Source organism: Euzebyales bacterium (genome assembly GCA_036374135.1).
Classification (GTDB): domain Bacteria; phylum Actinomycetota; class Nitriliruptoria; order Euzebyales; family JAHELV01; genus JAHELV01.
In genome coordinates, this window is sequence record DASUUK010000001.1 from 1 (window position 1) to 13,638 (window position 13,638).

Annotated in this window: 14 protein-coding genes; 4 read left to right on the top strand and 10 right to left on the bottom strand. The window is 70.9% G+C overall.

Annotated elements, in window-relative coordinates; genetic code table 11:
- From VFZ70_00005 to VFZ70_00015, 3 genes are all read left to right on the top strand, one after another.
- A partial coding sequence (locus tag VFZ70_00005) for a TetR-like C-terminal domain-containing protein (protein ID HEX6254168.1) occupies nucleotides 1-241 on the top strand: 241 nt, incomplete at its 5' end.
- A 174-nt stretch (nucleotides 242-415) separates the two neighbouring features.
- Nucleotides 416-1,159 (top strand): AzlC family ABC transporter permease, encoded by a 744-nt coding sequence (locus VFZ70_00010; GenBank protein HEX6254169.1) that lies wholly within the window; start codon nucleotides 416-418, stop codon nucleotides 1,157-1,159.
- A gap of 351 nt (nucleotides 1,160-1,510) precedes the next feature.
- Entirely contained in the window at nucleotides 1,511-2,533 is a 1,023-nt protein-coding gene (locus tag VFZ70_00015; GenBank protein ID HEX6254170.1) for a zinc-dependent alcohol dehydrogenase family protein, read from the top strand.
- Between the two features lie 29 nt (nucleotides 2,534-2,562).
- Here the strand turns inward: VFZ70_00015 and VFZ70_00020 are convergent, their stop codons facing one another.
- The 9 genes from VFZ70_00020 to VFZ70_00060 form a co-directional block, all read right to left on the bottom strand.
- On the bottom strand, nucleotides 2,563-3,081 hold the full coding sequence (locus tag VFZ70_00020) for a histidine phosphatase family protein (protein HEX6254171.1): 519 nt from the start codon (nucleotides 3,079-3,081) through the stop codon (nucleotides 2,563-2,565).
- A 46-nt stretch (nucleotides 3,082-3,127) separates the two neighbouring features.
- Nucleotides 3,128-3,274 carry a hypothetical protein gene (locus VFZ70_00025; GenBank protein ID HEX6254172.1) on the bottom strand — a complete coding sequence of 49 codons (147 nt, stop codon included), beginning with the start codon at nucleotides 3,272-3,274 and terminating at the stop codon, nucleotides 3,128-3,130.
- A 461-nt stretch (nucleotides 3,275-3,735) separates the two neighbouring features.
- Nucleotides 3,736-4,233 carry a hypothetical protein gene (locus tag VFZ70_00030; GenBank protein HEX6254173.1) on the bottom strand — a complete coding sequence of 166 codons (498 nt, stop codon included), beginning with the start codon at nucleotides 4,231-4,233 and terminating at the stop codon, nucleotides 3,736-3,738.
- A 166-nt stretch (nucleotides 4,234-4,399) separates the two neighbouring features.
- Nucleotides 4,400-5,194 carry an HAD-IIA family hydrolase gene (locus VFZ70_00035; protein ID HEX6254174.1) on the bottom strand — a complete coding sequence of 265 codons (795 nt, stop codon included), beginning with the start codon at nucleotides 5,192-5,194 and terminating at the stop codon, nucleotides 4,400-4,402.
- Between the two features lie 140 nt (nucleotides 5,195-5,334).
- On the bottom strand, nucleotides 5,335-6,318 hold the full coding sequence (locus tag VFZ70_00040) for a hypothetical protein (protein ID HEX6254175.1): 984 nt from the start codon (nucleotides 6,316-6,318) through the stop codon (nucleotides 5,335-5,337).
- A 151-nt stretch (nucleotides 6,319-6,469) separates the two neighbouring features.
- On the bottom strand, nucleotides 6,470-7,711 hold the full coding sequence (locus tag VFZ70_00045; GenBank protein HEX6254176.1) for a cytochrome P450: 1,242 nt from the start codon (nucleotides 7,709-7,711) through the stop codon (nucleotides 6,470-6,472).
- Between the two features lie 216 nt (nucleotides 7,712-7,927).
- A complete protein-coding gene (locus VFZ70_00050) occupies nucleotides 7,928-8,542 on the bottom strand; it encodes a hypothetical protein (GenBank protein ID HEX6254177.1) in 615 nt (204 codons plus the stop codon).
- On the bottom strand, nucleotides 8,536-11,427 hold the full coding sequence (locus VFZ70_00055; GenBank protein ID HEX6254178.1) for a choice-of-anchor D domain-containing protein: 2,892 nt from the start codon (nucleotides 11,425-11,427) through the stop codon (nucleotides 8,536-8,538). The genes VFZ70_00050 and VFZ70_00055 overlap by 7 nt, the downstream gene beginning before the upstream one ends.
- A 104-nt stretch (nucleotides 11,428-11,531) precedes the next feature.
- Nucleotides 11,532-11,930 (bottom strand): MmcQ/YjbR family DNA-binding protein, encoded by a 399-nt coding sequence (locus tag VFZ70_00060; protein HEX6254179.1) that lies wholly within the window; start codon nucleotides 11,928-11,930, stop codon nucleotides 11,532-11,534.
- A 30-nt stretch (nucleotides 11,931-11,960) separates the two neighbouring features.
- On the opposite strand from VFZ70_00060, the gene VFZ70_00065 reads away from it, so the two are divergent.
- Nucleotides 11,961-12,698, top strand: coding sequence for a GNAT family N-acetyltransferase (locus VFZ70_00065; GenBank protein HEX6254180.1), 738 nt, complete (start codon nucleotides 11,961-11,963; stop codon nucleotides 12,696-12,698).
- Nucleotides 12,699-13,018: 320 nt separating this feature from the next.
- On the opposite strand, the gene VFZ70_00070 is transcribed toward VFZ70_00065, so the two are convergent.
- Complete coding sequence (locus tag VFZ70_00070; protein ID HEX6254181.1) at nucleotides 13,019-13,615, bottom strand: GNAT family N-acetyltransferase; 597 nt, start codon at nucleotides 13,613-13,615, stop codon at nucleotides 13,019-13,021.
- Nucleotides 13,616-13,638: the final 23 nt, after the last annotated feature.

A 13,638-nucleotide genomic window follows, 5' to 3' on the forward strand; every position in this document is an offset into this window, starting at 1 on the left:
CGATGGCATCTCCGCCGCACAACAGCACGGCGCCGTACGACCGGGCGACCCGACGCGGATGGCGGTGCACACCTGGGCCGCCCTGCACGGCATCGCCGGCCTCCGCCACGCCAGACCGCGGTTCGGGTGGCCGCCGCCCGACGAACTGATCGACGAGATGCTTGAGGCGCTGCTCGGACTGCCGCGCACGACCCCGGCAACGCCGAGGGACACGGGATCCGGTGGTGCTGCGCCCAGCTGAGGCAACGCGCGCGTCCACCGTGGGTCGCGACGACCCCCGACGACATGGGCGGTTCGACACGCCGATGTGGGCAGACGCCCCCGATCCGGCGGGCCGACTCCGGCCCTAGCGTTCTGTCACCGTTCCGCCACCGTGAGCGGGCGGGCACGTCGCCAACATGACGAGGATCCGACGATGGCCGTCGCACTGGACGACTGCACAACGGTCGCGGGCGGGCGCGTCGCCCGCCGGCGCCCACGATCGCCGACGCCCGTCCGTGCCGGCGCGCGGGCCGGTCTGCGCACCATGGCGCCGGTCGCGGCGGCCGTCATCCCGTTCGCCGTGGTGCTCGGCGTCGCGATCGATGCATCGGTCGTGCCCGCTGCATTGGCCGTGGTCATGGCGCCGGCGCTGTATGCCGGCTCGGCTCACCTCGCAGCCGTCTCGGTCCTCGACGCAGGCGGGACCGCGTTGGTCGCCACGAGCGTCGCGATGGTGATCAACGCGCGGTACGCAGTGTACGGGGCGGCACTGGCGCACCGCTTCCGTGACCAGCCGACGTGGTTCCGGTGGCTCGGCCCGTGGATGATCGTCGACGAGACGTTCACGCTCGCCGCCGCCCGCAACGAACGCGACCCAGCCTGGTTCCGCGCGTTCTGGCTGGCGCAGGGCACACTGATCGGCGCGGTCTACACCGCAATGGTTCTGGTCGGCGCGCTCCTCGGCTCGATCGTCCCGAGCGACACCGACCTGTCGTTCGCCGTGCCTGCGGCGCTGGTGGCGCTGCTCGTCGGCCAGTTGCGTGACCGGTCGACCGTCGTCGCGGCTGCAGTGGGCGCGACGGTCGCCGCAGTGACACTGGCCGTGCCCAACGGGCTCGGGCTGGCGATGAGCGCGCTCGCGGGGATGATCGGGGGCACCGTCGCCCGGCGACGGTGACCCGCGCGAGTACCAGGTGACCCGCGGGCCACCGAGATCGACCTCCGGACCCTCGTGCGCAAGGCAGATCGATCGACCACCGCGCCGTCGCCGGGTGTCGACAGGTCGATGAGCTACGGTATGTGCACCAACAGCGCGGTCTGGCTGGGGCGCATGGAGGCGGACGACGGCGGCAACGGTCGGCATGCCGTGGCGCGAGCACCTGGCCCTGCGCGCAGCCAGTCGGCGGGGCGAGCGGGTTCCCGCTGGTTGGTTCCCAACACGCTCCTCGGCGGAGTCCTCGAATTCGGCCGTCACGACCGCGGACGGGCCACCGAAGCGTCGCTACTGGATCGATTGACCGGAGGCGCGATGCGCGACACCATGCGAGCGTGGATCGTCGAGCGGCCCGCGCCGATCGACGACCGGCCCCTGCGCCTGGTCGAGCGTGGGATCCCCGACCCCGCCGACGGTGAGATCCGTCTCAGCGTGTCCGCGTGCGGCGTGTGCCGCACCGACCTGCACCTGGCCGAAGGCGACCTGCCGCCCCGCCGTGCGGGCGTCGTGCCCGGCCACGAGGTCGTCGGGCGGGTGGACGCCGTCGGCGACGGAGTCGACACACCGGCGGTCGGCGACCGTGTCGGGGTTCCCTGGCTGCGGTCGACGTGCGGCACCTGCCGCTTCTGCGCCAACGGTGCCGAGAACCTGTGCGTGCGCCCGACGTTCACGGGCTGGGACGCCGACGGCGGTTTCGCCGAGCGGTGTGTGGTGCCGGCCGCGTACGCGTACCGGTTGCCCGGCGCGTTCGACGACGAACATGCGGCCCCGCTGCTGTGTGCTGGCATCATCGGCTACCGGGCGCTGCGGCAGACCGCGCTCGGCTCCAGCGCGACCGGCCGGCGCCGCCTCGGCATCTACGGCTTCGGCGCCAGCGCACACCTGATGGCCCAGGTCGCGCTGCACGAGGGTGCCACCGTGCATGTCATGACCCGCGACGCCGATGCACGCGACCGCGCGCTGGCGCTCGGCTGCGCGTCGGCGCAGGCCGCTGCCGCCGCCCCACCCGAACCCCTCGACGCGGCTGTGCTGTTCGCGCCGGTCGGCACGCTGGTCCCGCCGGCGCTCGAGGCACTCGACCGCGGCGGCACCCTCGTCATCGCCGGCATCCACCTGAGCGATGTCCCACCGCTGAACTACCAGCGCCACCTGTTCCAGGAACGACGCATCATCAGCACGACAGCGAACACACGTGACGACGGACGGGCGTTCCTGCAGGCGGCCTCGGACATCGGCATCCAGGTGACCACGACGCCGTACACGTTCGACCGCGCCGACACGGCCCTCGCCGATCTCGCCCACGACCGCGTGCAGGGCGCCGGGGTGCTACTGATGTGACCCGCCGGGCCCCGGGTCACACCACGTGCTCAGACGCCGGTCCCGAGGTCCTTGGGTCGCACGAAGCCGGTGAGGCGGGCACGTCCGACGTCGAGGTCCGCCCAGCGATCGACCGCCGCGCGGAGCGTGGCCAGCGCGGCGGTCGGGAACTTGCGCGCCACCTGCGCGCGCGATCCACCCGACGCGGCGAGCATGAGCACCAACTGCTGCAGCGCCGGGTTGTGCCCGATCATGAGCACGTCGGACGCGGCGTCGGGCACGACGCGCAACCGCCTGAGCAACGTCGCCGCCGTCGCGTGGTACAGGTCGTCCTCGATGCTGACCTCGCCGTCGTGCGCGACGACATCACCGAGCATGTCGAGGGTCTGCCGGGTGCGCCGGGACGACGAGCACAGGACCACCTGCGGAGCGATCCCGACCCGCCGGAGGTGATCGCCGATCAGCGGTGCGGCACGCGTTCCGCGCGGCGCGAGCGGCCGCTCATGGTCGGCCAGCGTGGGGTCGTCCCAGCTGGACTTGGCGTGCCGCAGCACGTACAGCATCCGCATGCCGTCATCGTGCTGCGGCGGGCCGCCCGCCGCAAACGCGCTCTCGCTACGCGGGCGTGCTCGACGGCTGCAGCTGTTCCCAGCAGTCGTCGCAGTAGAAGCTGGGGGTGGGGTTGTCGCACCGCGGTGTGATGCACCGGCGGAGTGCGACGATCACCTGCTGGTTCCTGACCGTGCGCTGCAAGCTCTTCATCTGCGTGCTCTCTCGAGTCGAAACGGGACCGCGGAACGCTCCTTGATCGAGGAATGCGGCGTCGCCAAAGTCTCGGAACGCCGTCGTTCGCCGGCATCGTCGACCTGCGAACCGCCCGCAGGCCACACGAGTTCCGTAACCGGTGAGTGTGGGCGGCGATGTCAGGGCACGCAAATCGGCGCACGACTCGTCGCGTGCGCTATCCACAAGCCGACTGACCTGCACAATCCACAGCGTGAGCCACGTTGTACACACGCTCGTCAACAGGTCTGCGGCGTCATATCCACAGAAAAAATCTGCAATCCACAGCGCTTGTGAAGAGATTCACTGCGCTGCGTCTGTACCGTACCGCAGTGGGTCGCCGAACTGTCGTAACCACCGCACCCGAACGGCCATGTCGGACCGCTCACGCGGCGATCGACAGTCACCCGCACGCGCACCCGGTCCGCGCCGTCGGCCGCCTAGACGAAGAGGTCGCAGAACCCGCCGAGCAGCGCCGGATCGCTGATCGAGAACGGGTTGATCTCCCGGATCGGGTGCTGTCCGCTGGACTGCAGCAGTTCCGCGGTGTCGAAGCGGACGACGAAGCGTCCGACGTCGAGCAGTGGGTCGCCACCCTCGGTCACGCGGATCGACAGACCGCTGACCGATTCGATGACCGACCCGTCGTCGCCGAGGTCAAAGCGGTCGTAGAAGGCGGTTCGTGGCAGTTCGACGACCTCGCCGGTGTCCAGGTTGGTGACCGTGCCGGACTCCTGCACGAGCGCCTGCAACCGGACCAACTGGCCGTCTTCGAAGAACCGCAGCGCCCGCGCCTCGCCTGTGAACTCCCAGATGATCGGGAAGCCGCACACGTCGCCGTCGTCGCTGATCGATCCGGAGAACGGCTCGATGGTCCTGACCGGCGCGTCGGCCGCGGCCGGCAGCGCTGCACCGCACAGCATGAGGACGGTGGTCAACGAGCAGATCAATGTGCGAACGGTACGTGAAGACACCTCTGACGCCCCCGAGTCGACAACTGTCCGAGCCAGGTGTAACACGTGCAGACGGCGCCTGACCAGACCCTTTCGGTCGGTCGGCGAGCGACCGGGTCGCCCGCGCGGGCCACGCCACCATCGAACCGGCTCAGCGCCCACCGATCGCCTCGAGCAGGCCCGGCACATCGACGATCGAGTCCACGATGTGGTCGGGCGTCCCGTGGGCGGCGTCGAGCAGTTCCCTACGGAACTTGCCGGTCCGCACCAGCACACCGGTCAGCCCCGCACGCTGGGCTCCGAGCACGTCGGCGGTCACGTCGTCGCCGACCATCACCGCAGCGACGGGCTCGCACCCGAGGTCGGCGAGCGCGTCGACGAACATCGCAGGTGCCGGCTTCCCCACGATCGTGGGCGCGATGCCGGTGGCGGCCTCGAACGCCGCCGCGAACGCGCCGGTGTCCAGGCGCAGCCCGTCTGCGGTCCGCCACACCGCGCTCCCGTGCATCGCCACGAACGGGACGCCCTCGGCGACGTGTGCGGCGAGATCGCTGAGCGTCTCCCAGTCGAACGGAGGGCCGGCGCCGCCCAGCACCACGACCTCCGGATCGTCGTCAGTGCCGACCAGCGGGATGTCACCGAGGTCGTCGGTCGGCCCGTCGTTGAGCAGCAGCACCCGCCGTCCGGGATGCTCGCTGGCCAGATGCGCCGCCGTCGCGCTGGTCGCCGTCGCGATCTCATCGTCATCCACCTCGATGCCGGCGCCGCGCAACGCGTCACCGATCGATACGCGCGTACGCGATGTCGTGTTGGTGAGGAACCGCACGTGGTAGCCGGCCGATCGCAGCGCGACGACGGCATCCGCGGCCCCGTCGACCGGCTGCCAGGAGGCGACGAGCACACCGTCGATGTCGAGCAGCACGGCCTCCAGTGCCGGAGTGGACATGGCTGCCTCCACCTGGAATCGGATCGATCCGTACGGATCGTCCCCGCTGAGATGGGCCGCTACCCGGCCCGCAAGCCCACAGCCCACCGGGGCCGCCAGCCGCCCGCATGCCGGTCGCCCTCACGTGCCCGATCCGCGCCTCACAGCAGGCGGGCGTTCTCCGCAAGGACCGCGAGCCAGTGGTTGGTCCGCTCGGCGTTCGTCAGATCCCGCCAGTGGCCGAACAGGTGGGCGGCATCGTTCAGCGGCCGCCTGCCGTCCGTCTGGTGGATCTCCAGCAGTAGTGACGGAGTAGTCGGCCACGTCGTCGCGGCCACGGTGTCCACGATCGCGCGGAGGCCGGCCGGGCCGTACATCGTGTCGAGCGCGAGCCGCCCCCGATACGGGAACGGCAGCGGGACCTGTGTGAGGAAGCTGAAGTGGTCGGACACGCCGGGGATCAAGGGATGCCCGTCATGCAGGTGCAGGTGCAGCGGCGTGCCCGTGCGTGCCAGGCCACGGACCATCCCGAGCACCGTCGGCAGCGCCGCGTCGACCGTCGACTGCACGACATCGATGTGGTCAGCGAGCAGGCCGGCATCGTGCTGCAGGTCCGTGAACGTGACATCCGGCAGCGCCTGCGCGAGGGCGCGGTGCGCCTGGTGCACGCCGACGTGGCCGATGTCGATGCACAGGCTGACGCGCGCGACGTCGGCGAGTCGCGCACCGAGCTCGCGGAACCAGGCGGGGCGGTGCCCCGCCGCGTACTCGATGTAGATCAGTGATCGGTGGCCACGCAGGTCAGCGTCGAGACGGCGTGCAGCCGTCACGAGCTCCTCGGTCCTGACGTCCATCTGCGGCTGGTCATGGACGATGAACCCGTCGACCCGCCCGTCGTAGCGCCTGACGAAGTCGGCGACCACCTCACGGTCCCGGTCGACCAGCAGGTTCAGCCGCCGGTCGAGGTGGACCGTCGGCGGCGCATGGGCGGTCGGCGCGAACGCCAGCATCCGGTCGAGCTCGGCCGGATGTCCGGCGTACAGCTCGGCCCCCAGCCCGGCCTGTTCGAAGCGCAGCCGCGCGAGCCGCAGCAACGCCTCGTCGCCGGGTACGTACTGTTGGAACAGTCCCCGCAGCCGTCGCACCGAACCCCCTGTACCGCGTTGCGCACGGTCTCCTCACACGCGGTGGCGTGCGCCTCACACCCGGCACCCGCTGCATCCGCGCCGACCGACCGGTCGAACGTTCACCGACATCCACGATTGTGCACCCGGATCACCGCGGACGACGTCGACATCAGTCGAGGAGACGGACATGGCTCATCACGAAGCGACTGTGCGGTACGGCGGGCACACGCGACAGCCGGATGGTCAGGTCCTGCGAGGGCACCTCATAGCGGATGCGCGACGTGAGGAACCGGGTCGCGTGACGCAGGACCGCGTTGGTCATCCACTCGCCCGCGCAGCGATGGTTGTGCAAATGGTCCCCGCCACCCTGCGGGATGAGATCGAAGGGTGTGGGTTCACGCTCCAGGAACCGCTCAGGGGCGAACCGCTGCGGATCGGACCACAACGCCGCGTGGTGGTTCGTGCCGTGCAGGTCCAGCAGCACCCGCGTGCCCTCGTCGAACCGGTGGCCGCGCCAGTGGAAGTCACGACGCACGCGGGCGACGACGAACGGGAAGAACGGGTAGTCGCGACGCACCTCGAGCACGAACGCGTCGACGAACCGGACGTCGCCGGGCTCATCACGCAGGTGGACCGCCGATGCCGGGTCACGGTGCAGTGCCATCGCCGCGAACATGATGTAGCGCGCGATCGCCACCGTCGGTCGCAGCACGTTGAGCAGCTCGACGGCGGCCTCGTGACGATCGAGCAGCGAGCCGTCCGCGTCCCGATGCGCGACGACGCGTGCCAGAGCGGTGTCGTCGTCCACCTTCAGGCGGCCGGCGCGGACGTCATCCACCAGCCCCTCCGCCCAGCGGTTGCCGCGCTCACGCGCGATCCGGCCCCGCACGTAGCGGTAGCCGACGCCGCCGGCGGCGTCGATCATCGCCGCGAAGTCGGCGACCCGCCGATCGACCTCGGACTCGGCGAGCGGGACCCCGGTCCACCTGCAGACGCTGCGGGTCAGCAACCGCATCGCCTCGTCGAACAGCACCACCCGGTCCTGCGCCTCCCACTGCACCGCAGCCGCGCGCCACTGCTCGTCCGCGAGTCGGACGAAGTCTTCGATGCCGTCGGGGGTCATCAGCGACAGGAACAGCTGCTTGCGCACGCGGTGGGCCTCACCGTCCAGCGCCTGCACGCCGCCCTCCCCGAACAGCGTCTTGACCAGCCGGTCCGGCGCGGCGCCCGCACGCGTGAATCGGTCGTTGTCGTAGAACACCTCGGCCGCCGCCGCACCCCGCATGCAGATGGTCGGCTCGAAGAGCAGGCGAGTCGTGAACACGTCGCTGCCGTAACGGTCGCAACGCTGCGAGATGAACCGGTAGCCTTCCCGCAGCAGCGCGAGCGTGCTGTCGACGCCTCTCGTCATCGCTTCGTCGTCCACCATCAGGTCCCTCCGGGTGCCGCGGTCCCGCCTCGGATGAACCACCGTCATGGCGGTGCAGTCTTGCACGTCCGTGCAGGCGCACCCGCCATGCCCGGACCGGGTACCCGTCACATCGGTGCGCCACCGGATCACGGGATGCGGACCCGGCCCGTCAGAACCGATCCGGAACGCCGCCACCCCGCCGCGTGTAGCGCGCGGTCACGCGGCCAGGGCCCGGGGGCCTGCGAGCGCGATCCCGGCACCGAGCGGGATCTCGAGCACGTGGTCGAGCTCGTCCTCCCTGTGCGCCAGCACGACCCCGTGGCACAGCAACCGCGCCCCCAGCTCGCAGCGACCGGTGTCGAGCCGCGCGAGGTGACCGTCACGCACCGTCGCGGCGAGGCTGTGGACCACCAGTTCCAGCTCGATCACCAGGGGGACCGTTCCGATCCGCAGTTCGTCGACGAGCACGTCGACGTGCGGCTCATGGGTCGAGTTGACCGTGTGTGTCGACAGGTGGACCAGCGCTTCGCTGCCCGCGTCCTCGAGTGTGCGGAAGGCAGCGTCGACGAGCGCCCGGTGCTTGGACCACGCGTTCATGGCGACCGCGCCCACGTCGATGTCGGCGGCACGGGCCGCGACGGATGCGATGCGGCGCCCGACGAGGTCGGCTGCGCGCGGCGACAGCGTCGGCAGGCCACGTCCGAGACGCGCCACCGCGCCGCTGTCGACCAGGCGCCTGGCCGCCAGATCGAGGGCCTCCGTATCGCGGTCGAACAGGAACCGCGCGACGGTCAGCCGCACGGTCGCGGGTGTGTTCACGTCGGTCACCATGGTTCTGCCTCCTCATCGATCGACTGGCTGCCCGGACCCGGGCGCGGAGCCAGACGGACGGTGCGCGCCTGCCTGCCGCGGTCATCGATCGCCACGCGGGGCGCGGCCGCGGGGCGCAACCGCACGCTCAGATGCCGCCGCACCCATCGCGGTCGCTGATCCGGCACCGTCAGCGGCAGCGTCCCGACGAGCGCGGCCAGCGCCAGCGCTGCCGCCACCGCCGACAGATCCGGGCGGATCGTCGTCGTCGGTGCATCGTCGACCGGCGAGGTGTCCTGTTCCTCCCGGCCGTCACCGCCGTCGTCGACCGGTCCCGCCGGTTCGGTGGGGTCACCCGGCCCGTCATCATCCGGTTCATCGTCCGGTGGCTCCGGCTCGGGATCGTCGACACGGGTCCCGGTGCCGCGCAGCAGCACGGACGGCGGGTCGTCGACGACGGCGGCGATCGAGAGCTCGGCGTTGAACGTGGCGGCGGCCGTCGGCGAGAACCTCACCGACACCTCGCACGACGCGCCCGGGCGCAGCCGCTCCCGCGTGCAGCGGTCACGTGTCAGCACGAACCCGCCGCGCTCCGTGCGCAGATCGACGCCGTGTATCGGCGCCGGCGCGTCACCGACGTTGCGGACCACAATGACCCGCTCGAACGAGGCGCTGAACGGCACCTCGCCGAAGTCGAGCGTGTCATCGCTGACCAGCAACCTCGGCCCGACCGGTGGCGGCGGCGGTGGCGGAGGAGGTGGGACCGCATTGCCCACCAACCGGACTCGATCCGGCCCATCAGGATCAGACGAGGCCACGACCAGCGCCCCATCGAGCGAACCCTCGACGGTCGGTTCGTAGCGCAGATCGATCTCGCACGCCTTGTCAGGTGCGAGGACCCGCCGGTGGCCTGGGCATCGCACATCCGTCACCGCGACAGGTTCGGGGTCGACGGCGATGTCCCCGATCGTCAGTTCGCCGTCGCCGTCATTGGCCGCTGACACGGTGCGATCCACCGCCTCGCCGACGGCCACGTCACCGAAGTCCACAGGTCCGTCCGGCAGCGCCAACCGCCCGACCGGGGCGGCGGCACCTGTGCCCCTCGCGAGTACGACGCGGTCACCCGCGGGGTCGCTCGATGACAGGACCAGCGTCACCCCGTCCAGCGCGCCGACCGACACGGGCGCGTAGACCACTCCGAACGTGCACGACTGGTTGGCGCGCAGACGAGCACCGTCGCAGTCGTTGGCAACGATCGTCACCTCGCTGCTGCCGTCCACCCGTGGCACGCGCACCGCCAGGACCCCGCCGCCCGCATTGGTGACCGCCACCGACGTTGTGGCATCGCTGCCGATCGCGACCTCGGCGAAGTCCACCGGATCGGGGATGACCGTGGCACGGGGCTCGGTGGGTGCCACGACGCCTCGACCGGTCAGCGGCACCCGTTGCCGGCCGTTCGGATCCGTCAGCGACACGACCAGCACCGCATCGAGCGTTGCGACGGATGACGGCTCGTACCGCAGCTCGATGTCACAGAACTCGCCAGGTGCCAGCTCAACAACACGCGGCATCGCGACGAACGCCGCAGGTGCGACCGCGGCCAGCGACTCGTTGTCCAGTACCGGCGCGACGCTGCACGACGGCACAGTCAGCGCAACGTCGTCGGTCCTGGTGACCGCCGCGTCGGTGATGGTCACGGTTCCGTCTCCGACGTTGGTGGCCCGAACCGTCACCACTCCTACCTCACCGATCTGGACCTCGCCGAACTCCACGGGATCCGGCAACACCTCGAGCCTGCCCTCGGGAGCCGGGACCGCTGTGCCCCGCACGTCGATCGTGTGTGGTGTCTTCGGGTCGTTCGACGCGACCCGTAGGTTCGTCCCGGTCGGTCCTGCCTCTTCCGGTGCGAAGCGCACGGTGACGCCGCATGATCCGCCGACCGGCAACGTCCGCCCGCTGCAGCGGTTCCGCGCGACGGTCACGACGTCGCCGCCATCCTCCAGGTGTATCCGGCCGATCGACAGCTCGGCGGTGCCGACGTTCAACGCCGTCACGTCGCGATCGACCGTGTCGCCGACGCTGACCTGACCGAGGTCGAGGCTTGATGGTTCCAGTCGAAGAACGGGAACGGTCGGTTCGATCCCGCGACCGGTCACGCGCACTTCGGGTGCGCCGGCGGGGTCGTTGGACACGACGACCACCACGCCACCGACGCTGCCGGACTCGCGTGGCGCGAACCCCACGGTGGCAACGCACGTCTCCGTCGGGGCCAGCACCCGATCGGTGCACTTGTCATCGGCCAGCGTCACGCTCGGGCTCGCGTCGAGCAGCACATCGCCGACCTCGAGATCAGCCGTCCCGACGCTGCGTACCTCGACGTCGATCCGCGGCTCGTCGCCGACCACCACGTCGCCGAAGTCGATCTGTTCCGGAACGACGTTCAACCGTGGAACCGCGACGCCGCGGCCGGTCAACGGGATCCCACGCTGCCCGTCGGGATCGTTGGAGTCGACATACACCCATGCCTCGAAGGCCCCCTCGGCGCTGGGCACGAAGGTCAGCGTGATCCTGCATGCGTCGGTCCGCGGCGCCAGAACACGCTGGCTGCAACTGTCGGCCATGTCCAGACCCTCGGGCGCTCCTTCGAGCACGACCGCTTCGATCGTCAGATCCGCGCGCCCCGAGTTGTGGATCTCCACGACGCGCTCAGCCTCGTGCTCGACCTCGACATCCCCGAAGTCACCATCTGACGGCGTGGCCGTCAGGGCGGGGCTCGACCCTTCCGGCGGGATGGTGACAGCCGAGGCGAGGGCCGGAGAAAGCAGCGATGAGAGCAGCAACGACAACAGCACCACCATCCCGGGGCGGAGGCGGTGGCCAATGATCTGGCGGGAAGACAGAGGCATCGTGCCTGCAGGAGGCACGAACGCCGCCGGTGATACGTACGCAGACTGCGGACGCGCGCGGCGCGTGGTGTCACAGCGGTGCCGTCAGGCCCGCCGGCCCGGCGTCACCCGCCGTCCAGCCGACGCACGAGCGTCTTCGGCGCCACGCAGCGGTACGACGTCTCGACGATCGTGGCGATCTCGTCCCAGTCGACGTCGACATCGAGGCGCACGCCGATCCAACCGCGGTGACCGACGTACGGCGGACGGAAGAAGCGGTCGGGCTCCTGGCGCACCAGGTCGTCCTGGGCACCTGCCGGCGCGGCGCACACCAACGCGAGCATCCCGTCGCCGTGGTGATCGGATGTCACGTAGGCGACGGTACGCTTACCGCGCACGAAGAACGCGATCGCGCCATGACTGATGCGTTCGGTCACCTCCGGCAGACGGTCGAAGATCGCGCGGAGCCGTTCGGCGGCGGCGTCGACGTCCGCGTCGGCGTACGGCAGCTCGTCGGACTCCATGCTCGCAGTGTTGCACGGAGCGCCGCACCGATGGACACCGAGACGCACGCCGGCTCGAAGGCCGCCGCAGCCAACGCCGCCACGATGTGGGCGTCGATCGCGGAGGCCGCGCGGTGGCCGGTGATTCGCGAACCCGCGGTCACCGCCGTCGACAGCCGGCAACCGTCACACCGCCGTGCCGTCGCGGGGCGGACGGCCGATCCTGCGGTCGTCGTCAAGATGCTCGACGCGTTCTACGGCGATGACCCCACCGGTTACATGCTCGAGGACCCCTGGGGACGGCTCGCATGGCGCGCTGCCGGGTTCACCGCGCTCGAGAGCCTGCCGATCCTGCTGTGTGAGACGCCGGCGGCGGTCGCGCGGCCAGATGACCTGCACGTCAGCGCGGTCGAGACCCCCGCCGAACTCGCGACGTTCGAGCGCACGTTGATCGAGGCGTTCCCGCTCACCGGCCGTCAACCCAGGCCGCTGTGGACCGATGCCGTCCTGGACATGCCCGCCTTTCGGATGTGGCTCGGCACGTGCGACGGCACAGCGGTCGCGACATCCGTCGCCTGGACGGACGCCGACCACGTCGGTGTGTACTGGATCGCGGTGCAAACCAGCCACCGCCGCCGCGGGTTCGGCGCCGCGATGACGGCCACGGCGGCCGCCGCAGTGCCGGGACGTCCGAGCGTCCTGGTCGCGACGCCCACCGGCGAGCCGCTGTACCGGACACTCGGATACCGGCGGGTCGCCGTGTCGACCAGGTGGGTCCGCGTGCCGTGAACCCGACGCGCGCACAGCGCCGGGCGCGCCGTGCTGCCGGCGGGTGAAGATCACCGCACGTTGGCGGGTCGCGTAGATTTCGCGATGATGGCCGACGGCCCGGATCGACTCGTGGGACGGCCGCGGCCGACGGCAGCGTCGGATACGCGGCGAGGCCGAGCACCGACCCGGACGGGACACCGATGCAGATCGCCGGCCGCAACGAGCGGTTCGACCCGGCGACGACGCCCTGTGCGTCCTGCACGCCGGCGACTGGTTCGACCACGCGGACCACCCATCCCGCCGGCCGGTCCTACGCGGGGGGCAGCCGCCGCCGGCGATCACCCCGCAACGGGGCGCACCATCACGTGGTCGGTCTGCGCGTCACCGCCGAGCACGAACGACTGGTCTCCGACGCGCCGGAACCCCCACCGCCGGTAGAAGCGCTGCGCCCGGGTGTTGTGCTCCCACACGCCCAGCCACATCCTGTCGCACCCGAGCCGCGCGGCGTGGTCGAGGCACGCCGCCATCAGGGCGCCGCCACCACCACGGCCGATCCTCTCCGGAGCGACGTACAGACGCACCAACTGGATCGGTCTGTGCCCGCCGACGAGATCGTGGTCACCGCGCAGCAGCCTGGCGTAGCCCACCGCCGGCCCGCCCGGGTCGTCATGATCGTGCGCGAGCAGGAACCACGATCCGACGGCGGTCAGTTCCGTCGCGATGCGGTCATGTGAGAATGCGTCGGCCACGTACCGCCGCACGTCGTCGGAATCGTTGTCGGAGCCGAACGCGGCGACGAAGCTCCGCTCCGCCAGGTCCGTCAGCGGCGCAACGTCCTCCGGGGTCGCCGTGCGGACACGCAGCGACGCCGACGCGCGCCGGGTGGGCCGGGATCGCCCGGACGGCGTCGGTGTGCTGAACCGGGAGCCGGTCACCGCACCGACGGCGCCCGGGTCGT

Excerpts from the sequence above, each read along its gene's own strand:
- VFZ70_00010 (HEX6254169.1), top strand. The coding sequence starts at position 416 with ATGGCCGTCGCACTGGACGACTGCACAACGGTCGCGGGCGGGCGCGTC.
- VFZ70_00015 (HEX6254170.1), top strand. The coding sequence starts at position 1,511 with ATGCGCGACACCATGCGAGCGTGGATCGTCGAGCGGCCCGCGCCGATC.
- VFZ70_00020 (HEX6254171.1), bottom strand. The coding sequence starts at position 3,081 with ATGCGGATGCTGTACGTGCTGCGGCACGCCAAGTCCAGCTGGGACGAC.
- VFZ70_00025 (HEX6254172.1), bottom strand. The coding sequence starts at position 3,274 with ATGAAGAGCTTGCAGCGCACGGTCAGGAACCAGCAGGTGATCGTCGCA.
- VFZ70_00035 (HEX6254174.1), bottom strand. The coding sequence starts at position 5,194 with ATGTCCACTCCGGCACTGGAGGCCGTGCTGCTCGACATCGACGGTGTG.
- VFZ70_00045 (HEX6254176.1), bottom strand. The coding sequence starts at position 7,711 with ATGACGAGAGGCGTCGACAGCACGCTCGCGCTGCTGCGGGAAGGCTAC.
- VFZ70_00050 (HEX6254177.1), bottom strand. The coding sequence starts at position 8,542 with ATGGTGACCGACGTGAACACACCCGCGACCGTGCGGCTGACCGTCGCG.
- VFZ70_00055 (HEX6254178.1), bottom strand. The coding sequence starts at position 11,427 with ATGCCTCTGTCTTCCCGCCAGATCATTGGCCACCGCCTCCGCCCCGGG.
- VFZ70_00060 (HEX6254179.1), bottom strand. The coding sequence starts at position 11,930 with ATGGAGTCCGACGAGCTGCCGTACGCCGACGCGGACGTCGACGCCGCC.
- VFZ70_00065 (HEX6254180.1), top strand. The coding sequence starts at position 11,961 with ATGGACACCGAGACGCACGCCGGCTCGAAGGCCGCCGCAGCCAACGCC.